Raw genomic sequence first — 21,713 nt, forward strand, 5'->3', positions numbered from 1 at the left:
AACGTCTCAGCTTTGAAAGCACGCAAGGAAGAAGCGTTTCTTAGGTTATATCAAGGTGCACCTTTGAAATTATCGTTCCAGTCATTCCGCCATTTAGGAAATGACTGCTGTGTAACTTCTTCCAAAGTTTTCCCGTCTAACGAGTATGGAATGCCCATTAACAACTCTTTTGTAACGGGAAGGGACGTTCCGCCAATAATGTGTCCGTCGCATACGTACAGAGAAATGCTCGTGCTTCCCAGTGAATTTGGAAATTGATCGAGCGGATGGCCCGTGACGGTCAGACGGTGAATGGAGATCGTTTTTCCGATATATGGCATTGGGTCCACATTCAATAGCCCCCATGTGGCCATATCAGGCAGTTTCGTCAGCATTTCTCGCTGTAGGAGGTACGTATGTACGGTTTTCTCATGGGAAACGACGTGGTAACCCTTTTCCGTTACATACCGGGTGAGCATTTTTTCCACTTCCGTAGCTCCGTTAGCGGGTACTTTCAAAAAGCTGTAGAACACAAACAAACAAATGGCTGCCAAGAGAATGCTCAAACTTTTATTCATAATTCCTCCCCCTCAGCTCTTTCCTTTTATGACGATTGGCAAGGAAAACTGTTACATAATCTGGAAAGGAAGATCCAGCATGAACAAGTCAAAGTATGCCGCACTCGTTACGGCATTCAGCATCACCTTGACAGGGGTACTCCCCTCCCTGCCGGCGACGACCCCAATTGCAGCGGCCGCTGCCGACCGTTATACCTACAAACTTCCAGCAAATCTGGAAAAGTATTTATATGTACACAGAGGCATGGTCAAGATCATCAATCCCCAGCAGGAGCAGGTGCTGAAAAAGAACCAGTGGAATGCGTACCTGTATGACATGGATCCGTATCGCAGCGAAAAGACGTACTACATGGATTCCTACAACTTCAATACATCACGAAAAGGATTTCTCCTTGCCCTGTATAATTGGATCGGGTTATTACCGCCTGTGTACCCACAAAATGTCGATCTAGAGGGGTTGAACAAGAAAATTGCAGCGGCGGAACCAAGTGACTACAACGGATCGGAGGAATGGAGGAAGCTGCTGCAGCAACGAGGGGAAATCCAATTGCAAGCACGGTTGCAAGCAATGGTTCAAGCCGGATATGTAAAACCGGAGGAAATCACGGAAGAGAAAGCGACCAAAAAATTTGTTGCCAATGTGCTGTATCGAATGTTCAAAGATGTACGCCCCTACAAGGGAAGCGTCAAGCTGAACGATACGCAAGATCTGGCTTTGCATTGGGCGGTGGAGCTGGGAGTGCCCGGCTTTGAGATAGACAGTCAGGGAAAAGTGTACCCGGAAAATCTATTGTCGCTGGACCCCGGACCGCAAGCACCCGGTGGCGAATTTGCCTATGAGCGGTGCATGGATTTCCTCACGCTCATTCTTCCGGGGAAAAAGACGGCGACTGGTTGGGAGTATTATCAGGTGCAGCTGCTTCCCGGGATGGTGCCAGTCCGGCCGCAAGACTTGATGCTCGTCAATGGAAAACCGCTGGAGTCGTGGCGGGTGCATGAAGGAGCCAGCTATTATGCAGCAAACAAAGCGATCGCCGGATATGCTGTCCCTCGTTTTGCCCAAATGCTCCAGAGGGTGCGTCAAGACACCATGAAGCCGCGCGTGTGGGACTGGCGGCGGGATCTGATCCAAAATCCGCTGTTTAGCAAGCAGATTGCCACCTATAAGCGAACCAAGAGCAGCAAGGATTTGAATGTGCTCTATCAAGCCGTGCGAAACCACTATCATCTCTATTTGCGACAGGATTCTGCAGACATCATCAAGCATGTGGTGCAAAACGTAAAATAGGCTGTAAAAAAAGAAGGGGCCGTCTGCAATCTCAGACGACCCAAAATGAACTTGAAAAAACAATTTGCTCCTTAAGCTTACCATAATTTTGCATAAATATCAATCTGGAGGAAATATTCAAAAAAGCCCGCATCACGCACATTTTTCTTTTATGACAGAAAACCTGTGTTATGATAATGGTTATCCAAACGCTCTGACACAGGAGTTGAAGAAGCAGCCATGAAAATTGCGATCTATCAAATTGCCCATCGTTTGGGGCTTCATCCCAAGGATGTGGCGAAGATGGTGTATGATGGCGACGTAACGGGAGAGGTACCTGGCGGGGATGCGCAGTCCAAGGACGCTTGGGTGGATCTGCTCTCCTTGCGCAATTACATAGATTGGTTGAAGGACCAGGGTAGAATTGAAGCGCTCCGCTATCAGAAATCGATCCGACATATTGACACACATATCAATCAGATCAAACGAAGATAGGGACAGAAAGAGAGGAATTGCATCATGGAAATCATTTATTGCTTGGTTCCGGCCTATTACTGGGATGGGTATAAGGAAAAGGCGGACTATTATCCGCGCGACTATGAGCAGGAAGGATTCATTCACGCGACAAAAGGAGATGACTTGCTGATCAAGGTGGCGAATCGGGTCTACCCTGAATTCGAGGAGGAGCTGCTGCTCTTGGTCATCGACGAGGCGAAGATCAAATCCGAAGTCAAATATGAAGAAGCCAAGGACGGAAAGCTATACCCGCATATCTACGGGCCATTGAATACCGATGCGATTGTGTCCATCAAACGAATGGTGAAATTGGACGGTAGCTGGCAGATCGGATCTGCCATTCGTTAGATTTTTCTTGAAGCTTGTCCCGTACATCTGTAAAATATGGTAAGGACAAAGCGCATATGATCATTTGGTGATGGCACATGCCATTGAAAAGGGAAAGTGGTGCAAATCCACTGCAGTCCCCGCTACTGTAAGTATGGACGGTACTCGCTAGAATGCCACTGGTGGTTCACGCTGGGAAGGCTTAGAGAAGACCGGATGAAATACAAGCCAGGAGACCTGCCAAATGAACAAACACTCTTTTGCGGGTAAAGACGGAAGAGGGACATGGTCGTTGAATGAACAATTCGGTTGATGCGCTCGCATACCGGTATACCTTCATCCTTCCCCTTTTCCCGATGCCGGAAAGGGGGTTTTTGATGTGCGCCTCACCTATATACCAACATAGAAGGGATGAGGAGAATGAACTTGACCGCACGTTCTGGTAAACGGGTGATGACCTGGGCATTGACGGTTAGCTTGTCGCTCACCGCGTTCTTGGGGAGCCAACCAGCATCAGCAGCATCGTCCAAGACATTGACCAGCAGAGTGTACACAGCATTAAAGGATTCGGTGAAATATTATTATCAGGATGACCAAGACTATTCATTCAAGACGTTTGATTGGGAATTGATTGGTCTTGTCAATGCTGGTGAAGATCTGACCGGCGCCAAATGGCAGGATAAAAATGAGCTGACTGCTTTTGACTATTGGGCGACAGCCATTAAAGAGGAAAAAGAACCTGGCCAACTCGCCAAATTAGCCATTGCGCTCATGAAAAACGGCTACGATCCGACCAATTTCAACGGGATAAACCTGCTGGAGAAAATTGCGGATAGCCAAGAGAGCGACGGACATATGGGCGATGATCAGTGGACGATTTTCAACCACGTACTCTCGATCGTAGCGCTGGAAATGTACGATTACGATTATGACCGTGAAGAAGCGGCAGAGTTTTTATTGGAACATTATGACGATTACTCGAAAGATTATTATACCGACGACGAAGCGTTCACACTCCACGCGCTGAGCTTCTTGGGAGATCTCGATGGTGTAGAAGAAGAACAAACCGAAATCATTGATTATTTAAAAGAAAAGCAAGAAAGTGACGGATCTTTTGCAGACAGTCCTGATTCCACCATTGAAGCGATTACAGCGTTAGTCGGTGCGGGTGAGAATGTGCTCGCTGAACCATGGAGCAAGAGTGTGGAGTACGTGCTGGACAAACAGCTTGATGACGGCAGCTTCCCAAGCGCATGGTCGGATGGGAAAACAAGCGAGATGACGACAGAAAAAGGACTCATCGCCCTTTCTGTTGCGAAAAAAGGAACAGCACTTTTCGATCGCTTGACTACGAAAGAGAAAAAAGAGCTGGATGTCTACTTGCCACAAGGTGATCATGCAGAAGGCGTGACGATTTACGACGGTCTCAGCAATTTGTTAAAAGGGAATGAAGCGACCGCTTCGAAAAATACGTACACCATCAAGAACAAACAGCTGTTCGTTCGTGCGGATGTTGCAGACCTAGCCGCACAAGACAAGGATGTCGCCGTATTGGTAAAAGTCATGAAAGGCAAAACACTGGTCGATACGGGCATTGTAGAAGCAACTTCATCTGATGTCACCAACCTGACCACCGGATTTACGTTGACAAAAGGCACCTATACCGTTGAAGTGAACTTCTGGGAAGGATTAGATGACAAGCCGACGGTTTTGAAAGATCCGATCATCTTTTCCGTTACCGTGAAATAAGTTGGGGATGCATATGTGTAAACGCATAGGACGTTGGCTTGCCGCCCTTTTGCTTGTGGCAATATGTTTTACATCAGCTCTCCCTGCAAGCCTTGCTGCGACGGATGCGGTGATTGAGGCGAAGCAAACCGATGAACTGGTCACCATCACCGGGCATACGGCGGAGGATGATCCGGTGCGGGTACCGCTCATCGTCTTTGATGAAGGCGGGCAAGCGATCTTTTTCACGGATGTGATCGGGGGAGGCAGCACCTTTCAGGTCGAGTTCGTTCCGCCGGAAACGGCCAGTGATGGCGACGCCACCGCGATTCTCTACTCGGGCATGTCTGTCAGTACGACTTTCAATCTGAAAGTAGACAATGAGCCTGTCCAGCAAAAGATCAGCATCACGTTTAGCATCACTGGTTACCAGGGCGACGAAATTGCCGAGAAGCAAAAATGGAGCGTGAAAAGAGGCGCTACCGTCCTGTCGATGCTCGAATATGTGGCTGATGAGTTGAATATCGACTACGAGATCGTGGATGAAGATGGAGACGGGGAAGATGTCTACATCAAAAGCATCGATGGGCTGGCCGAATTTGACAAGGGAGCGGGAAGTGGATGGATTTACCGCGTCAACGGAGAAGGGCCGCAAGCACCTGTCGATCGGTATGAGCTGGAAAATGGCGATACAGTCGAGCTGCTCTACACCTCCGACTATGGGAATTCAGAGATCGGGGACAAAACCGGAACACGAGCCACACGAGTCTCGCAAAGCGATTTGCTGAGCGTAGACAGTGCTTTTGGTCGGCTCGTGTACGCGGATACCAATGAAAAAATCGAGAAAGTGGTCCGAGACCTCCTATTTGATTTGGCCAATGAGAGTGTAGAAGAACAGAAACAGTATGTGGCTGATGTCGGCAGATTCTTGCAGGCGGCCTACGAACGGGCTGCTACGGTGTCGGTGAACACGGATGAAGGCGCCAGTCACATGGCATATGTCGAAATTGGCGAGCGTGACGTAAAAGAGCTGCTTGCTGAGCAAGTAGAATTTCGCCATGTGATGGAAGAAATTTTGGAATCATCCACCTTGTACAAACCGTTTCTCGCACAATTAAGACCTGCCTTCGCAGTGGCTTTGCCGGATCGTGGGGCAAGCGATTCCTATCAGGTGACGATCACCCAAGAGGCCTGGAATGCATTGAAGCAAGCGAATGTCCCAGCGACGATTACGCGCGGTGATTTTCGGATGGAGCTGTTGTCGGATGAACCACTGGGTGACACTCGTACATCCCTCTGGTTTTACAGTGACGAAGAACAGACCGCGATGGTTGAGAGCATTCAAAATCAGACTAACACGGGGCTTCATCCGCTCACACCGGCTTATCGGATTGTAAATGATTCTGCTAATCAATTGTCTTACCGATTGCAATTTCCTTTGACGGGTGTGCTGGAAGAAGGCGAGTGGCCGACGCTCTACACGAAGGAAAATGAACAAACAGCCTGGAGTCCGGCACCTTCGCTGGTCAAATGGGACACCAAACTGGCAAATGTGCGGACGGGTCAAGCGGGACAGATGATGATTGTGGCATCTCCGCCGATTTCCTTCCAGGATGTATTGGATGCTCCGCCGCAATTGGCGTGGGCCAAGGAACCGATTCATGCCTTGTCTTCGGTTGGCATCGTGGCAGGCGAGACACCTTTGCAGTACGGTTTGCAAAAGAAAGTCCGTACAGCGGAATTCACAGGTATGCTGTCACGCATGGTAGGCAAACCGATCTCTGCGGAGCAAAGGGCGGATCTTTCTGAGCTTAGCCGAATGGAGGCAGCTGTTTTCCTAGCCAAGGCTTCCGGCATGAAGGCGGACGATATGACCCTCACCTTTACGGATTTACAATCGCTGAACCCGGAAACGATGGAAGCCATTGCGCTGAGCACGAAAAAGGGTTGGCTCAACGGTAGAGCAGATGGCCGTTTTGATCCTCAAGCAAGGATCACCAAAGCGGAGGCTGCTGTGATCTTGTACCGATTCTGGCTTGAACTTCAGAAATAAGCGAAAGTAGGCGGATTTATTCTGCCTACTTTTCCCTTTTGAAGATGGAAGGAGGCATCAGCATGACGACAATGAAAAGATGGCTAACCGTATTTGCTGCTTTCCTGGTTATGTGGGCAACAGTTTCCTCACATACGTACGCTGCCTCTTCAGCCCAAATCAATCAGACAGTGGAGCGTACGATTCAATACCTGCAACAACGCTATACCGACAAAGGAATGGCGGCGATCGATGACTGGAGCCTGATCGGATTGGCTTTGACCGGCGAACAGATCCCTTCGAAAAAGTGGGGAGAGCGAGCGGCCTGGCAAGCGGAATGGAAGAAGCGGCTGAATGCGTTGGATGCGCGAAAAACGACGGATTATGCCCGCTTCATCCTTACGCTCATTGCGGCGGGAGAAGACCCTGCCCAGTTTTCCGGACGCAATTTGGCCGATGAGATTAAGAAAGCACAGTTAACCAATGGGAAATTTGCCGATCAGCTGAATGGACAGGGACAAGAGCTGATCAATGCCCATGTGTGGAGCATCATAGCGCTGTACACGGCAGGTGAACAGATTCCACGGGCAAAATTGGCAAAGTCCTGGCTGGTTTCCAAGCAGCTTCCTGACGGGGGATACCAATACGCGACGGGAGCCAAAACGGGCGGTGTCGACATGACAGCGATGACCTTGCTCGCCTTTCGCGCCTTGGGCATGAAAAAAGAAGAGGCACCCGTGCAAAAGGCCCTTGGCTTTCTGCGACGCTCCCAGGACAGTAATGGCGGGTATAAAGAAGGCGGCGTCAGCAACGCGGAATCTGCAGCGAATGTGATATCGGCGTTGGTGGCATGGGGAGAACCCCTCGATCATTGGAAAAAAGGCGCTGCCAATCCAGCGGATGCCTTGCTCTCTTTCCAGCATGCGACAGGTGGGTTTCGTCACACAAAAACGGGCATGAGCAATCAGATCGCGACCGCACAGTCCTTGCTCGCCTTGTCCGATCTCAAGAGAGGCGCGTCATACCTCACGTATTTGCGTGACCTTAGCGGGAAGCGGAAAACAGCACGATTGCAAGATCTTTCCCCTTCTCACTGGGCTTATGCCGAAATGAATTACATGGTGAAAGAAGGCTACCTGCAGGGGGTAACCTCCACCTATATTCAACCCGAAGCCCGCGTGACACGCGCGCAATTTGCTGCCTTGTTGCTGCGTGTGGTCGGAGAAGAAGCACAGGGCAAAGGGCAGGGAATGTTCCGCGATGTCGGTCGCACAGATTGGACCGCACCCGTCGTGGAAAAGGCTGCAGCACTCGGTCTCATGCAAGGAAGCGCCGGTCTGTTCCGACCGCATCAAGGAATCACCCAAGAAGAGATGGCCGTCATCGTCTCACGGGTCGCGAAAAAAATGAACTGGAATCGCTCATTTTCCGGTGCGGACACCACAGTAGACTATAAGCAGGTGAGCAGCTGGGCAAAAGCCGGCGTGCAAGATCTGCAAGCCCGTAAATTGTTGGGCGGAACCGCCACCAAAGCGTTCCATCCAAAAGAAGAAGTAACACGGGCGCAGGCAGCCGTGATCCTGTATCGTTTGGTACATACACGATAAGAGGTGACGTGACAATGAAACGGAAAGAATGGCTGCTGCTCATCGTTGCCTTGCTTGTCTTGACAGGGGCTGTGTTTGGCCTGATCACCTATCGGGGGCAGCAGGAATCCGCAAAGCAGTCCGAGCAAATGGCACAAGGTTCTCAACCCCAGGCAATGCCGGAAGGTCCTTATGCGCATTTGTGGATCACCCGTGATTTTGGTGCGCAAGTATTGCAGCAGCAGACCGTGCCTCTGCAAAACGAAGATACCGTCATGGATGTGCTGAAGCGAAATGGAAAAAACGTGGAGACGGCTTATGGCGGAGGTTTTGTGACTACCATCAACGGACTCGCCTCCGAGTATAAGCCAGGGGATGGCAATAGCAAGCAAATCGATTGGTTCTACTCGGTTAATGGTGTTTTAGCGGATATAGGTGCCGCTGAATATCCCGTAAATACAGGAGATATCATCTGGTGGGATTATCACGATTGGAGCTATGCGGTTTCTACTCCCGCACAGATCGGTGGCTATCCGCAGCTGTTCACGGCAGCGCCTGCTGATAGCGGGCAGGATCTGGTCATCATGGCGGCCCAAGGGTATGAGGACCAAGCCAATCAGCTCGCTGCAGCACTTTCCAAACAGATGAAAACACCGCCAACCGTAGCGGCTTGGGATGAGCAAAAGCTTCAGGAAGCACACGGATTTCTTCTGATCGGGGACAAATCCACACTCGGCACGTCCGCTTTTCTCCAATCGCTCTGGAAGGAAAAAGCGACGATGGGACTTTTCGCTGAGATGAATCAGGAAGGGATTCATCTGTACGACACCCGTGGGAAGATGACGAGAAGTGTTACGGAAGATGACGCCGGTTTGCTGCTGGCAACTGTTCATCCGCAGCATCGTCTCCCGATCGTGGTGGTCGCCGGCAATGGGACAAAAGGGGTCACGCTAGGTGTCGAAAAGCTGTTCACCCAACATGATGATCCCACAGTGCTGAAAGGATACTTTGGCGTGCTGCTGCAAGGAGACAAGACAATCAGACTGCCGGACCAGCCGGCGGGCGGAGAGCAGCAATGAATGCGGCGCTTATTCTCGTTGTAGCGCTCCTGATTGTTTTTGTCGTATTGTTTTTCCTATTTGAAAAAAGCAAAATCGATGAAAAGGCCATCGCGATTATCGCTACCTTAGGTGCTTTGGCTGCAGTGGGGAGAATTCTCTTTGCGGCTTTGCCCAATGTAAAGCCGACGACCTTTCTGGTCATGGCCAGCGGGTATGTATTCGGCATGCGCGCCGGATTTTTTGTCGGTGTCCTCGCCGCCTTTTTTTCCAATTTCTATTTGGGACAGGGGCCGTGGACGCTGTGGCAAATGATTGCCTGGGGGTTGTCGGGCGTGTTCGCGGCGTTACTGCGCAGAATGATGGAGAAAAACGACAGTGATCAACCGATGCTTGCGGGCAGGAAGAAGCGGTGGATCTTTATCGGCAGCTGCACTGTATGGGGGTTTTTCTACGGATGGATCATGAATCTTTGGCATTTTCTCGCGTATGGGACCTATATGACCTGGGGCGGATTTCTCGCGGTCTATGCCGCTAGCTTTAGCTTTGATCTGGCCCATGCGCTCGGCAACTTTGCCTTTGCCTCACTGTTTGCCACCATCACGGTGAAGACGCTGCAGCGCTATCATCGGAAGCTGCGTGTTTCGCGCTGGACACCGAAGGAGGAGTCTTCCTGATTGCACATAAGCCTTCGAGGTTGTTCCATATACATCCTGGTGTCGTCGTGCTTCATCTGTTGATGCATGGCGCCCTCGTTTTTTTGTGGGAAAATCCGTTGCTGCTCATCGGGCAGATCTTCTTTCTGCTCCTGTGGGCCCGCCAATTGAAGCTGCTTGATCCGTTCCCTGCCATTTTGCGGTACGGCTGGTGGATCAGCATTGCCTTTTTGTTGGTCAATCCGCTGATGGGCCAAAATGGCGTGACGTTTTTGTGGAAAGGTCCCATCATTCCGGTAATAGGCAGGATGGATCTGACACTGGAGGAGCTTGGATACGCCGTGATGGCGATGCTGCGCTTGATCTGCTTGCTGCTTCTGTCCGTCATGTACCAAAGGGGCGTGGATCATGACCGATTCATGCTGCTATTTACGAAGGTAGCACCGAAATTCGTGCTTACCTCCCTGCTGGCCATTCGTATGGTTCCGTTTCTGAGCAAAGAGCTGCAGCGGATACAGGAAATCAATCAGCTGCGTGGATTGCGCCCTGCCGCACAGTCGATCCGAGCAAAGCTGATCTATCAGATGAATGTATTTCGGCCTTTGCTGCTGTCGGCAATGGAGGGCTCCTGGCAGACGGCGGAAGCGTTATACGCCCGTGGTTTTGGCAGTGGGCCGAGGAGCATATACAAGCAGGAGCATATGAATGCACAGGAACGGGTCAGCCTTTTCCTACTGCTCCTTTTCTTTACATTTATCGTCGCCGCACGTGTAAACGGGTTCGGTGATTTTGCCTTTTACCCGAGGGTGACCTGGTCAGACCCGCTGGGGGATGGACTTTTTCTGCTGATCTTATCTGTACTATGGACATTATCCGCCTATGGTTTGACAAGGAGGTCGGAGCATTGACGATGTTTACCTGCCAACAATTGACCTATCAATATCCAGCTACCTCGCATCCGGCAATCCTTGACCTCTCTGTGACGATCCGATCTGGCGAATTTGTGCTGATCATCGGCAAGAGCGGCAGCGGGAAGTCGACATTTTTGCGGGCGCTAAACGGATTGGTGCCCCGCTTTTATGGCGGCAGTATCGCAGGAAACGTCAGCTTTTTCGATCGACCGTTGGAGCAGCTGACCCACCGCGAGCTAGCTGCGAACATCGGCTTTCTACAGCAGGATCCGGAACGGCAGCTGCTGCTTGAACAGGTCGAAAGGGAGCTGGCTTTTCATATGGAAAACCTGGAGATTCCACCGGAGCATATGCGCAGCCGCCTTGCGGAAGTCAGCCATTTGTTGGGGCTCGGCCCTTTGCTGTCCCAAAAAACCTCCCAGCTTAGCGGCGGGGAAAAGCAGAGAGTGGCCCTGGCCAGTGTGCTTGCTACCTATCCACAGGTGCTATTGCTGGATGAACCGACTTCCCAGCTGGATCCGATCCACGCGGAGGAGGTTCTGCAGACGCTTAGGCGGCTCAACGAAGAGTGGGGAATGACCATTCTGCTAAGTGAGCATCGGTTGGATCGCTGCTTTCATCTGGCGGATCGCTTGCTTTTGTTTGAACATGGGAAGATCACTTTTGACGGCACCCCACGGCGTTTTCTGGAAGCTGTTAAAGAGAATTTTGCTTGGCAGATGTATGTGCCGCCCATCTCGCGTCATTTTTTGGCGGAGGAGGATACAATCGGAATCCCCATTACGGTCAAGGAAGCGCGGCAAATGAAGCAATCCTCAGGAAATGAGCAATCCAGCTCCAAAGAAAAGGTACACGACATTCGACCAAGCATCTGGAAGCGTCTGGGCTTTTGGCGCTCCCAAAAAGGGGAGAATGATCGACAATCCCCTTTAATGGATGTTCGTGACGGATGTGCTGGCTACTCGGGGAGTCCGGATGTGCTGCGGCACATACAGTACGCGATCCACGGTGGTGATCGAATCGCGCTTTTCGGTGAAAATGGTGCGGGAAAAAGCACGCTGGCGAAAATGCTTGCGGGTGTCGTAACTCTTCGTAAAGGAGTGCTCCGCTGGCAGGGTGAGCCTCTTCATCAACCCAACACCGGTGGCGGCCGTATGAGAGTTGGGTATTTATCGCAAAATCCGAATGATTATTTTCTCCACGATACTGTTGGGGAAGAGCTTGCGGGGCTGGATCCTGCAGACAGGGAGGAACTGTTAGCGAATCTGGGACTGGCAGAGGTGCTGGATCGTCACCCGCACGATTTGAGCGGCGGGCAGAAGCAGCGTATGGCACTCGCTATCGTACTAGCGGGTCAACCCCAGCTCCTGCTGTTGGATGAGCCTACGCGCGGTTTGGATCAGGCGGAGAAGGAAAGGCTCGTGGAGCTGCTCCATTCGCTCCCGGTTGATGCTACCTTATTAATCACGCATGATGTGGAATTTGCCGCACGCTTTGCCAATCGGATAACGATTTTGTATCGCGGTCAAATTGTGGCGGATGGTCAACCGGATGAGGTATTTTCGCAATCCTTTTCGTACATGCCGCAAGTATACAAATGGAAGAGAAGAGCTGGCGTACCCGAAGCGAACAAATCTTCCCTGTGAACAACAGCTGATTCCCGGTGTATAATAGAGGATGGATAAGATTGGATAAGCCGTCGACCGGCAAATAGAGGAGAGGAATTGTACGATGCAGCAATGGCTCTTTTTTTTCATGAAATTTTTTATTGGGTATTCGCTGATTCGTTCGGTATCTCTGTGTCTAGGCGTTCTTTATTCCCAGCAATCTTTGACCGCTTGGGATGCCCTGCTCTATTTGGGAATCTTCAGCTATCTGTTGTTTTTTGTCTACGCCCAGATGGGCAAAACGGAATCCTGAGCGATACATAAACATGGTGAACCTGGCGCACACTGAAAAGGTATTCTGACATGATAAGGAGTGCGCACAAAATGGCAAAACCTGATGACCGTTCCGACAATGTGGACAAACTGCAGGACATGATCGCAGACACAATGGAAAATATCCGTGAGTCTCGCGATTACCTCAAAGCTCACGGAGATCAGATGTCTGCGGAGCAGAAAGCGGAAATGCAAGCGAAGAACGAGCGCCGCGAAGAAAGCATTGAAGGGTTCCGCTCTGAGATCAAGGACGAAGCTCATTCGTAGCCATTTGCTCGATATGGGAACACACCTGCCAATTACGGGGCAGGTTTTTTTTCGTCCGATATCAGCATCGTTTTGCGCCGATCCGGGAATATCCGTTTTCCTTTTGATGGGTTATGATGGAAAGTAGGACAGAAGGAAAGGATGGGATCACGATGAAATATCGGAAGCTGGGCAAAACGGGATTGGAAGTGTCTGTGATCGGTCTCGGTACATGGCAATTTGGCGGGGAATGGGGAAAGGACTTTACCCAACAGGAAGTCGATCAAATCCTGGGGCGTGGTCAGGAGCTGGGGATCAATCTGATTGATACCGCAGAATGCTACGGGGATCATCTATCGGAGAAACTGATTGGCAATGCGATTCGCGGAAAACGAAGCGAATGGATTCTGGCCACCAAATTCGGCCATCATTATCACGGGTTCCGGGATCGAACCGATGACTATGGGGCGGGAACTGTGCAAAAGCAGCTGGAGGACTCCTTGCGTGCTTTGCAAACCGATTATATCGACCTGTACCAGTTTCATTCGGGGCCAAACGAGGCGTTTGATCAAGACGATTTATGGACGATGCTGCAAAAACAGGTCGAAGCCGGAAAGATTCGGCATCTGGGCATCTCGATTGCGAAAAACGATAATCTTCATCAGACGGATGCGGCGACCCGCGTAGGGGCAGGTGCGATACAGGTCGTGTACAACCGGCTGGATCAAACCCCAGATGAGGGCGTTTTCCCATCCTGCCAGCGTCAAAATCTCGGAGTGCTGGCGAGAGTGCCATTGGCTAGCGGTTATTTGTCCGGAAAGTACAAGCCCGGCGCCGTGTTTGCCGAAAACGATGTACGGAATCGTCATGACCAGGCGCAGACTCTGGAAAAGCTGCAGCGGGTCGCCGAGATCCAGCAAACCGAAGTGCCTGAAGGTGTGAATATGGCGCAATGGGCATTGGCCTGGTGTCTGCAGCATCCTGCGGTGACATGCGTGATCCCAGGTTGCAAGGATGTCGCCCAAGTAGAAGCCAATGCAAAGGCTGCTGATCTCGAGATGGTCCGTGATAATCATCCTTACGCTTTGAACCGTCAATAGGTTCGCTTCTTTGCTTGAAACATGGTAAGCTAAGTGGTGATACACGATTTTTCATATAGAAAAGAGGAACAACAAATGAAACGACCAGAAGAGACGCGGGTAGTAGTCGGGATGTCCGGTGGCGTCGATTCTTCCGTGACCGCCTACCTCCTGAAAGAACAGGGGTATGATGTAGTCGGCATTTTTATGAAGAACTGGGATGACACCGACGAGTTTGGCCATTGCACGGCAGAGGAAGATTACCAGGATGTCAGACGCGTCTGCGACCAGATTGGCATTCCTTACTATACGGTTAATTTTGAAAAAGAATATATGGAGAAAGTCTTTCAATATTTTCTCGACGAATACAGCAAGGGGCGTACGCCGAACCCGGATGTGATGTGCAACCGGGAGATTAAGTTCGGGGAATTCCTCAACAAAGTGATGGACCTTGGCGCGGACTATATTGCGACCGGTCATTACGCACGCGTGGTTTTCGAGGATGGCGAATACAAGCTGCTGCGCGGGGTGGATCACAATAAGGACCAGACCTATTTCCTTAATCAGCTGAACCAGTCGCAGCTGTCCAAAACCATGTTCCCCATTGGTCACCTGCAAAAGCCAGAGGTGCGTGCGATCGCCGAGCGAATTGGTCTCGCCACAGCGAAGAAAAAAGATAGTACGGGCATCTGCTTCATCGGTGAACGCAACTTCCGCGATTTCCTGAAAAATTACTTGCCAGCCAAGCCTGGAAATATCGAAACGGTTGACGGCCAAGTGATTGGAACCCACGATGGACTGATGTATTACACGTTGGGACAACGGCAAGGTTTGGGGATCGGCGGCGGATATGGCAATGGTCAACCTTGGTTTGTCGTAGATAAGGAACTCGACCGCAACGTGCTGGTGGTAGCACAGGGGACTGACCATGAACGCCTGTACTCCACCTCGATGATCGCCACAGATGTAAGCTGGGTCAGCGATCAAAAACCTGCGAGTGAATTCCGCTGCACGGCAAAATTCCGCTATCGCCAGCCGGATCAAGGCGTGCTCGTCCGTTTGCTGGACAACAATTGTGCCGAAGTGATTTTCGATCAGCCGCAAAAAGCGGTAACCCCGGGTCAAGCGGTCGTCTTTTATGATGGGGAAGTATGCCTGGGCGGCGGCACGATTGACAAAGTCGCCACTCTAGTGGCAACAACGTAAAGATAAAAAAGGAAGAGGAATTTCAAGTGGATCCAAAAAAGAAATCAAAGATCCTGGTGCTTGCCACTGTAATCATCCCGATCCTGATTGGTCTTTTGGCCTACTATGGCTCGATCAACAGCAATCAGGCACAAGTGCAAGAAATCAAGGATGCGATTGCAAAAAAAGGCGGTACCGTTACACAATTAATTGTCGTCAATTATGAGGACAGTCCGTTCGAACGCAGCGGAAAAGGAAACACGATCTACAAAATCATCTACGAAAAAGAGGGCAAAACACTGACGGCTTGGTATCGCGCCCTCAATCAGTCCTCCATCATTCGGGAAGAGCCAGCATGGATCTTTGAATAACGGGAGTACACGGAGAAAAGCTGGAGGTGAGAGCTTATGACAGAGACCAAAGATTTGCGTGCGCTCGGGGGTGTGATTCACCGCTTTGAATCGAGTCTGCAAGGAGCGACGCTGACGATCCTCTCCCATGAAAAGCGGGATCTGATTGCCCAAGCCTTAGTGGAAGGGCTGGGGGAAGGGATTACTGTCCAGTCCAGCTCGGGGGAATATGCAAACCAATTGGCGGTACTTCGCGTCAATGGCAACAAATATACCTTTGCCGAGGACTATCGGGAAGCATTTATCAGTGAGATCAATTACTGCCCGTGCCGGATTGTGGCTGATGCGCACGGAGTACTCGTGTATCATCTGGATTACCCGGGCGTGATCTACGATGTATCGCGTATATTGGCGGAAAAGAAGATCAATATCTCGAAAATGAATGTATCGCGGGAGCAAAAAGGAAAGAACGCGCTATTGGTATCCTTGACAGATGAAGTCATCACTCCTGATGTGGTGCAAGAGCTGCAAGCTTTGCCGCAGGTTACGAAAGTTATTTCATTGAAATAAGCGTTAGTATCGAGCAGTGCTCAAGCTGTCCATTCGTTGGGCAGCTTGTTTTTTCGCGGTGCTTACATAGAGAAGGGAGCCGGTAAGCCATGCAGGAGTTGAATGAAAACGAAATCCGGAATCTGCAGCAGCAAAAAGCTACCGTGGCCCTCTTCCTCTACACTCCGCTTTGCGGGACGTGCAAGGTAGCGGAAAGAATGCTGCATATCAGCGAGCAGCTTTTACCCGATTTACGGCTGATCAAGCTGAATGTGAATAGGGCTCCTGCGTTTGCGCAGGAGCATCAAATCACGAGCGTTCCCTGTGTGCTTCGGATGGAAAAGGGTGTATTCACGGATCGGCTGTATGCATTGCGCTCCATTGAACATTTGCTGCAATTTCTAAGAGCCGGGTCGTAGACAGACACCCAATTTTCCCTCGGTGAATACAAGAGTAACAGAGACATAAACCGAGGAGGAGCATCATGCAGATTCATGTTGTCCGAGCTGGACAAAGCTTGTACGGAATATCACAAGCGTATAACGTATCTGTCAGTGATTTGATCCGTGCCAATGCATTGACGGAACCCGGAAGACTTGTCGTAGGGCAAGCACTCGTGATCCCCATTGTAGGACGGTATTATTTTGTGCAGCCAGGAGACACCCTGTTTTCCATCGGACGTAGAGTGGGTGTCAGTGCAGCCGAGTTAGCGCGGATTAACGGTCTTACGCCAGGGCAACAGCTAACGGCTGGACTCAGGCTCTATATTCCGCCAAGACCCAAACGGCGCGCAGAATTCAACGGATATGTGGAACCGCGGGGAACAACCGTATCGCCAGCCTTGCAGCAGGCGGCCCGTGAAGCGGCTCCGTATTTGACGTATCTGGCCCCTTTTAGCTTTCAAATCAACCGAGATGGGACGCTGAGACCGCCGATGCTGGATAATTTTCCGGCCATCGCGCGTCAAAACGGTGTCACAATGATGATGGTCGTGACCAACATAGAAGAAGACCAGTTCAGTACGGATTTGGCGCACCTCTTTTTGAGCAATGAAACGATTCAGGACCGGCTGCTCGATAACATCATGGAAACTGCAAGAAGACTGAATTTCCGAGACATTCATTTTGATATCGAGCGGGTTCGTCCAGCCGATCGGGAGCTTTACAATCAGTTCCTGCGACGAGCGGCAGCGCGGATTCATGCGGCTGGCTACCTGATCTCCACCGCATTGGCTCCCAAGACAAGCGCTGAGCAGCGCGGGGAATGGTATACCGCTCATGATTACCGAGCCCATGGGCAGATCGTGGATTTTGTCGTGATCATGACGTACGAATGGGGATACAGCGGGGGGCCCGCGATGCCGGTATCCCCGATCGGTCCGGTGCGCCGAGTGCTTGAGTACGCCATCACTGAGATGCCCGCGTCGAAAATCATGATGGGGCAAAACCTATACGGCTATGACTGGACACTGCCATTCCGCCCCGGGACGACCGCACGTGCGATTAGCCCGCAAACGGCCATAGACATCGCGAGAAGGGAAAATGAAGCGATCCAATATGACTATACCGCACAGGCACCGTTTTTCCATTATACCGACGATGCGGGAAGAAGGCATACGGTCTGGTTCGAGGATGCACGGTCTATCCAGGCGAAATTCAATCTGGTCAAGGAACTCGGCTTGCGTGGGGTAAGCTATTGGAAGCTCGGGCTGGCCTTCCCGCAAAACTGGCTGCTGATCGAGGACAATTTTAATGTTGTTAAGCGGTAATAGGAAGGTCAAAAGTCTCCCAAACTGTCGGGAGACTTTTTTGCTTTGCCTGTGGATGGTATGATTAGGGATAGTAAAAGTTGGGAGGATTCGTACCGATGGCCGAATGCAAACTGGACCACAGTCAGGAAGACGTGCAAAAAAAATTGGCAGAACAATCGAGCTTTCTGCCAAATGCGTTGGTTGAAGGATTAAAGGACACATTGAATACACAGCTCACCCAGGAAAAGCTCAATGAGCTTTTTCATCTGCTGAAAAAATATGATTTGGCAGCGCCAGAAGAACGTGCCAATCGGGATGAACAGCTTCGCCAGTTTATCCCGCGCTAAGCAGGAGGGGCTATTGCAGTGGCTTGCGCCCGGCAAATCCGTCCTGCTCTCCGTGATAATGCGTAATCTGTTCTTCCCCTTGCTTCCAGCACAACAGCACCTCTTCACCGTTGAGAAGAGCAGGGAAGTCAACAAGGCCGATATCGATGTCCTTGACTTGTATCCCCTTGTCGATCAGATTTTTTAATCGCATTCTTGCTTCTATATCCATAAAATCAAGCTGACATTCTAGGGTAAATACCTCATCCTTGAGAGCTGTATCCGTTTTGGCGACATATGCCAGTCGTTTCTTGACACTTTGCAATTCGTGATATTTTTGATAAAACTGTTTTTTCAGCTCTTGCAAGTAAGTCAATTCACTCTGGACCAGCGGTAGGAGTTGGTTTGCTTCCTCTAGCGAAAAATATTTCCTTTCCATTTCCTAACACCTCCTGTTTGACATTATACGGCAAATTAGGTGATGGGCGTGAGCAAAAAATATAGAGAAAGTGCAGGAACGATTGATGAAAGAGAGACTTTATTACCAAGATCCTTACTTAAAGCAATTTACGGCTGAAGTCTTGGAACGCGGCCATGAGGCGGATGGTACGCCGTACGTCATTCTTGACCAGACTGCTTTTTACCCGACCGGTGGCGGACAACCCTGCGACCTAGGTGTGATCAACGATATTGAGGTGATGGATGTGGAGGAAGTGGACGGTCAGATTCATCACCGCCTGCGTTCTTCCCTGTCCCCGGAGATAAGCCGTGTAGTGGGAACCATAGATTGGGACCGTCGCCTGGATCATATGCAGCAGCATACGGGACAACATTTGCTGACGGCTGCCTTTGAAGAGCTATTTCAAGCGGCTACAGTTAGCTTTCATCTTGGAAAAGAACGAGTCACCATCGATCTGGATATCCAGGAGCTGACAGAAGAGATGGTTCAGGAGGCGGTAGCGCTTGCCAACCGGGTGGCTTACGAGAATCGCCCGATCACCGCCTCATTTATGGAGCCGGAAGAGCTGTCGCGCCTTCCCCTTCGCAAACCGCCAACCGTCACCGACAATATCCGCATCGTCATCATCGAGGATTTTGATTATAACCCATGCGGAGGAACGCATCCGGCTCGTACAGGCGAAGCAGGACCGATTCAAGTCCTGGGATGGGAGCGAAGCAAAGGGCAGATTCGCGTTTCTTTCGTGTGTGGACTGCGTGTAGTCCGCGAGCTCGGTGTCAAGCAAGGCATCATCCAGCAGCTTACCCGTTTGACCAGCCAAACTGAAGCGGAACTGCCTGAATATGTATCACGGATGATTGCGGAGCGCAAGGAACTGGAAAAAAGCTTGCAAGAGCTGCAAAGCAAAATGCTCGAGGTGGAAGCCAAAGAGTGGATCGGCCAGGCTGAAACCATCAACGGACTGCAGCTACTGCTGATTCCGTTGAATGAACGTCCGATGGCGGACATGCAGAAGCTAGCCCAACACATCGTCGTACGCGTCCCGAATGTGGTCGTGATACTGGTTTCCCTTGGTGCCAAGACACAACTCGTATGCGCCCGCGGAGCAGAGGTGAGCTTGGCGATGAATGAGATGCTGAAGGAAGCGCTCCTCCTAATGGATGGCAAGGGAGGCGGTCAGCCTGCGATGGCGCAAGGCGGTGGGACTACCGATATGCCCATGGAAACGTTACTCGCTCGTATTCGTCAAATCGTGACGGTGAAGATGGAAAACAATCCCGCTTGAAAGGAGCAGAACAATCAATGAATCAAGCAGTATTTTCCCCCGGGGATCATGTCGTTGCATCATATAAAACAGGTGAATATATCGCGGAAGTGCTGGAGGTCACACCACCGAAGGCATTGCTGAAAATTCTCGCTGTCGCAAAGCATCCGGACCAAGGAGACCTTCATAATCCAATGCAGACGGACGTTCCACTCTTTCACCAACGACGCGCCCTTTCCTATCAGGAAAAAGTGATGGTGATGCTCACGCATATGAGAGCGTATCGGGGGCAGGTGCCGGAGTATCGGGCTTCTTTGGAGCAAGCTTTGGATCAGGAAGTACGTGCACTGAAGCAGTCGATCAAGTGGGCGGAGCGGGCTCTGCTCGAATATGCCCAATTGGAGAAAGATTATTTTCCTGAACGGAAAGGAAGCTAGCTAGGCTTAGGATAACCCAGCTGCGATGTTGAATTGAGCTGGTTGCTATTGGCCAGTTCATCCTTTTGTCTCCTTGCAGACAATCGTATTCCTGACTGCCATTTCCTTTTGGCTTTCGGAGCAAAATATGTATTTACAAAGCCTATCTGGCGTGTTAGTGTAAGAGGCGAAAGATTTATACATAGTACCAAACGGGAGTCGAGCATAGTCGGCTGAGATTGTAACGAACGCGTTACTAACCGTAGAACCTGAACTGGGTCATGCCAGCGGAGGAAGAGGTATTATCGGAAAGTCGTGAATGTCTGATTTCCCATGGGAAGTCCGGCGTTCCATACGATTGGACGAACGTACAACCATCCGATGGCGGGTGGTTTTTTTATGGGAACCAACCCGTCACACGTGATGGATGCGGCTTCTTTTCTTTGCTGGAGATTCTCCGGGGAAGGAAAGGAGCTTTTTTGCGTTTTTCAATGCTGGAAGGAGGAAGCCCATGCTGCTGCGCGTGAATGGGAAGGAGCTTCATACGAATGAGATTCATACCGTCCAAGAGCTGTTGGCCCATTATCAACTACAGCAAAAGATTGTCGTGGTCGAAAAAAATGGAGACATCGTTGATCGTACATTGTTTGCGTCGACGCCACTTGCTGATGGTGATCGAATTGAAATTGTTCATTTTGTAGGGGGAGGATGATCGTGATGGTAGATCGTTGGAAGATTGGAAATGTTGAGTTTGGCTCGCGATTGCTTTTAGGGACCGGAAAGTTTGCGGACCTGGATGTGCAAAGTCGCGCGGTGGAAGTGTCAGAGACAGAGATCTTGACGTTTGCTGTGCGCCGCTTAGACTTGGACAATCCACATGCGGAAAATTTTCTGGAGCGCTTGGACTTGAAGCGGTTTACGCTGCTGCCGAATACGGCTGGTGCTTACACTGCCGAAGAAGCGGTGCGGATCGCACGCCTTGCCCGCGCCTCCGGACTTTGCGACATGATCAAGGTGGAAGTCATCGGGGATCCGAAGACATTGCTCCCTGACCCGATCGGTACGCTGGAGGCATCCAAGCAGCTGGTGGAAGAAGGTTTCACCGTTCTTGCCTATACGAGTGATGACCCGATTCTGGCAAAACGTCTGCAAGAGGTAGGTGTCCATGCAGTGATGCCAGGGGCATCTCCGATAGGCTCTGGACAAGGCATCATCAATGAGCATTATCTGCGTTTCATCATCGAAGACGCGACAGTGCCTGTCATTATTGACGCAGGTATCGGCTCTCCGGCTGATGCAGCCCGTGCCATGGAGCTTGGCGCAGATGGTGTGCTGCTCAATACGGCGGTTGCTTTGGCGGAAGACCCAGTGAAAATGGCAGAAGCGATGAAGTGGGGAGTCATTGCAGGTCGTCTGGGTTATCTGGCTGGCCGCATTCCGAAAAAACGGTATGCCTCTGCCAGCAGCCCGACGGAAGGCATGATTGAATAAAGGAGCATCATGAAAGGAT

At 50.8% G+C, this 21,713-nt stretch carries 25 protein-coding genes and 2 riboswitches; of the genes, 23 read left to right on the forward strand and 2 right to left on the reverse strand.

All coding sequences use genetic code 11. From position 1 onward, the window contains the following. Nucleotides 1–50 precede the first annotated feature (50 nt). The gene (locus EIZ37_RS07180; RefSeq protein ID WP_134683908.1) at nt 51–557 is read right to left on the reverse strand and encodes a hypothetical protein; all 507 of its coding nucleotides are present in this window, start codon (nt 555–557) and stop codon (nt 51–53) included. 79 nt (nt 558–636) lie between these two features. Here EIZ37_RS07180 and EIZ37_RS07185 point away from each other — a divergent pair, with 79 nt between their 5' ends. The 19 genes from EIZ37_RS07185 (at nt 637) to EIZ37_RS07275 (ending at nt 18,084) form a co-directional block, all read left to right on the forward strand. Next, nucleotides 637–1,845: a hypothetical protein gene (locus tag EIZ37_RS07185; protein WP_134683909.1), complete on the forward strand. Its 1,209-nt coding sequence runs from the start codon at nt 637–639 to the stop codon at nt 1,843–1,845. A gap of 219 nt (nt 1,846–2,064) precedes the next feature. Then, nucleotides 2,065–2,319: a hypothetical protein gene (locus tag EIZ37_RS07190; RefSeq protein WP_134683910.1), complete on the forward strand. Its 255-nt coding sequence runs from the start codon at nt 2,065–2,067 to the stop codon at nt 2,317–2,319. Nucleotides 2,320–2,343: 24 nt separating this feature from the next. After that, nucleotides 2,344–2,688 (forward strand): DUF952 domain-containing protein, encoded by a 345-nt coding sequence (locus tag EIZ37_RS07195; protein ID WP_134683911.1) that lies wholly within the window; start codon nt 2,344–2,346, stop codon nt 2,686–2,688. 48 nt (nt 2,689–2,736) lie between these two features. Further along, nucleotides 2,737–2,926, forward strand: a riboswitch (cobalamin riboswitch). A gap of 167 nt (nt 2,927–3,093) precedes the next feature. Next, nucleotides 3,094–4,416, forward strand: a complete 1,323-nt coding sequence (locus tag EIZ37_RS07200; RefSeq protein ID WP_167568703.1) for a prenyltransferase/squalene oxidase repeat-containing protein — start codon at nt 3,094–3,096, stop codon at nt 4,414–4,416. A 13-nt stretch (nt 4,417–4,429) separates the two neighbouring features. Continuing rightward, a complete protein-coding gene (locus EIZ37_RS07205) occupies nt 4,430–6,448 on the forward strand; it encodes a DUF4430 domain-containing protein (protein ID WP_167568705.1) in 2,019 nt (672 codons plus the stop codon). Nucleotides 6,449–6,510: 62 nt separating this feature from the next. Beyond that, nucleotides 6,511–8,034: an S-layer homology domain-containing protein gene (locus EIZ37_RS07210; RefSeq protein WP_167568707.1), complete on the forward strand. Its 1,524-nt coding sequence runs from the start codon at nt 6,511–6,513 to the stop codon at nt 8,032–8,034. A 14-nt stretch (nt 8,035–8,048) separates the two neighbouring features. Next, nucleotides 8,049–9,092, forward strand: a complete 1,044-nt coding sequence (locus EIZ37_RS07215) for a DUF4430 domain-containing protein (protein WP_134683915.1) — start codon at nt 8,049–8,051, stop codon at nt 9,090–9,092. Then, complete coding sequence (locus EIZ37_RS07220; RefSeq protein WP_134683916.1) at nt 9,089–9,748, forward strand: ECF transporter S component; 660 nt, start codon at nt 9,089–9,091, stop codon at nt 9,746–9,748. Before EIZ37_RS07215 ends, EIZ37_RS07220 begins: the two co-directional genes overlap by 4 nt. Before the next feature lie 20 nt (nt 9,749–9,768). Next, the gene (locus EIZ37_RS07225) at nt 9,769–10,635 is read left to right on the forward strand and encodes an energy-coupling factor transporter transmembrane component T (RefSeq protein ID WP_268898738.1); all 867 of its coding nucleotides are present in this window, start codon (nt 9,769–9,771) and stop codon (nt 10,633–10,635) included. 2 nt (nt 10,636–10,637) lie between these two features. Continuing rightward, on the forward strand, nt 10,638–12,284 hold the full coding sequence (locus tag EIZ37_RS07230; protein ID WP_235827920.1) for an ABC transporter ATP-binding protein: 1,647 nt from the start codon (nt 10,638–10,640) through the stop codon (nt 12,282–12,284). 85 nt (nt 12,285–12,369) lie between these two features. Further along, on the forward strand, nt 12,370–12,558 hold the full coding sequence (locus tag EIZ37_RS07235; protein ID WP_134683919.1) for a hypothetical protein: 189 nt from the start codon (nt 12,370–12,372) through the stop codon (nt 12,556–12,558). A gap of 71 nt (nt 12,559–12,629) precedes the next feature. Then, nucleotides 12,630–12,845: a small acid-soluble spore protein Tlp gene (gene tlp, locus EIZ37_RS07240; RefSeq protein ID WP_134683920.1), complete on the forward strand. Its 216-nt coding sequence runs from the start codon at nt 12,630–12,632 to the stop codon at nt 12,843–12,845. Between the two features lie 152 nt (nt 12,846–12,997). Further along, a complete protein-coding gene (locus EIZ37_RS07245; protein WP_134683921.1) occupies nt 12,998–13,924 on the forward strand; it encodes an aldo/keto reductase in 927 nt (308 codons plus the stop codon). A gap of 75 nt (nt 13,925–13,999) precedes the next feature. Then, the gene (mnmA, locus tag EIZ37_RS07250; protein ID WP_134683922.1) at nt 14,000–15,109 is read left to right on the forward strand and encodes a tRNA 2-thiouridine(34) synthase MnmA; all 1,110 of its coding nucleotides are present in this window, start codon (nt 14,000–14,002) and stop codon (nt 15,107–15,109) included. Nucleotides 15,110–15,135: 26 nt separating this feature from the next. Further along, nucleotides 15,136–15,459: a hypothetical protein gene (locus EIZ37_RS07255; RefSeq protein ID WP_134683923.1), complete on the forward strand. Its 324-nt coding sequence runs from the start codon at nt 15,136–15,138 to the stop codon at nt 15,457–15,459. Nucleotides 15,460–15,495: 36 nt separating this feature from the next. Beyond that, a complete protein-coding gene (locus EIZ37_RS07260; RefSeq protein ID WP_134683924.1) occupies nt 15,496–16,008 on the forward strand; it encodes an ACT domain-containing protein in 513 nt (170 codons plus the stop codon). Nucleotides 16,009–16,097: 89 nt separating this feature from the next. Then, nucleotides 16,098–16,406 carry a thioredoxin family protein gene (locus tag EIZ37_RS07265; RefSeq protein ID WP_134683925.1) on the forward strand — a complete coding sequence of 103 codons (309 nt, stop codon included), beginning with the start codon at nt 16,098–16,100 and terminating at the stop codon, nt 16,404–16,406. 65 nt (nt 16,407–16,471) lie between these two features. Further along, a complete protein-coding gene (locus tag EIZ37_RS07270) occupies nt 16,472–17,755 on the forward strand; it encodes a glycosyl hydrolase family 18 protein (protein ID WP_134683926.1) in 1,284 nt (427 codons plus the stop codon). Nucleotides 17,756–17,853: 98 nt separating this feature from the next. Beyond that, the gene (locus EIZ37_RS07275; protein WP_134683927.1) at nt 17,854–18,084 is read left to right on the forward strand and encodes a 50S ribosomal protein L7ae; all 231 of its coding nucleotides are present in this window, start codon (nt 17,854–17,856) and stop codon (nt 18,082–18,084) included. Between the two features lie 10 nt (nt 18,085–18,094). Here EIZ37_RS07275 and EIZ37_RS07280 read toward each other — a convergent pair whose 3' ends face one another. After that, nucleotides 18,095–18,502 (reverse strand): DUF2203 domain-containing protein, encoded by a 408-nt coding sequence (locus tag EIZ37_RS07280; RefSeq protein WP_134683928.1) that lies wholly within the window; start codon nt 18,500–18,502, stop codon nt 18,095–18,097. A gap of 85 nt (nt 18,503–18,587) precedes the next feature. Here EIZ37_RS07280 and EIZ37_RS07285 point away from each other — a divergent pair, with 85 nt between their 5' ends. The 4 genes from EIZ37_RS07285 to EIZ37_RS07300 all read left to right on the forward strand — a co-directional run bounded on the left by EIZ37_RS07285 (nt 18,588) and on the right by EIZ37_RS07300 (nt 21,694). Then, on the forward strand, nt 18,588–19,808 hold the full coding sequence (locus EIZ37_RS07285) for an alanyl-tRNA editing protein (RefSeq protein ID WP_134683929.1): 1,221 nt from the start codon (nt 18,588–18,590) through the stop codon (nt 19,806–19,808). A gap of 17 nt (nt 19,809–19,825) precedes the next feature. After that, nucleotides 19,826–20,224 (forward strand): sporulation phosphorelay system protein KapB, encoded by a 399-nt coding sequence (gene kapB, locus EIZ37_RS07290; protein ID WP_134683930.1) that lies wholly within the window; start codon nt 19,826–19,828, stop codon nt 20,222–20,224. Nucleotides 20,225–20,405: 181 nt separating this feature from the next. Further along, nucleotides 20,406–20,516, forward strand: a riboswitch (TPP riboswitch). A gap of 198 nt (nt 20,517–20,714) precedes the next feature. Beyond that, nucleotides 20,715–20,915 carry a sulfur carrier protein ThiS gene (gene thiS, locus EIZ37_RS07295; protein WP_134683931.1) on the forward strand — a complete coding sequence of 67 codons (201 nt, stop codon included), beginning with the start codon at nt 20,715–20,717 and terminating at the stop codon, nt 20,913–20,915. A gap of 5 nt (nt 20,916–20,920) precedes the next feature. Continuing rightward, nucleotides 20,921–21,694: a thiazole synthase gene (locus EIZ37_RS07300; RefSeq protein WP_134684105.1), complete on the forward strand. Its 774-nt coding sequence runs from the start codon at nt 20,921–20,923 to the stop codon at nt 21,692–21,694. Nucleotides 21,695–21,713 lie beyond the last annotated feature (19 nt).

The sequence above is a fragment of the Brevibacillus migulae genome (genome assembly GCF_004521915.1).
Lineage (GTDB): Bacteria > Bacillota > Bacilli > Brevibacillales > Brevibacillaceae > Brevibacillus_F > Brevibacillus_F migulae.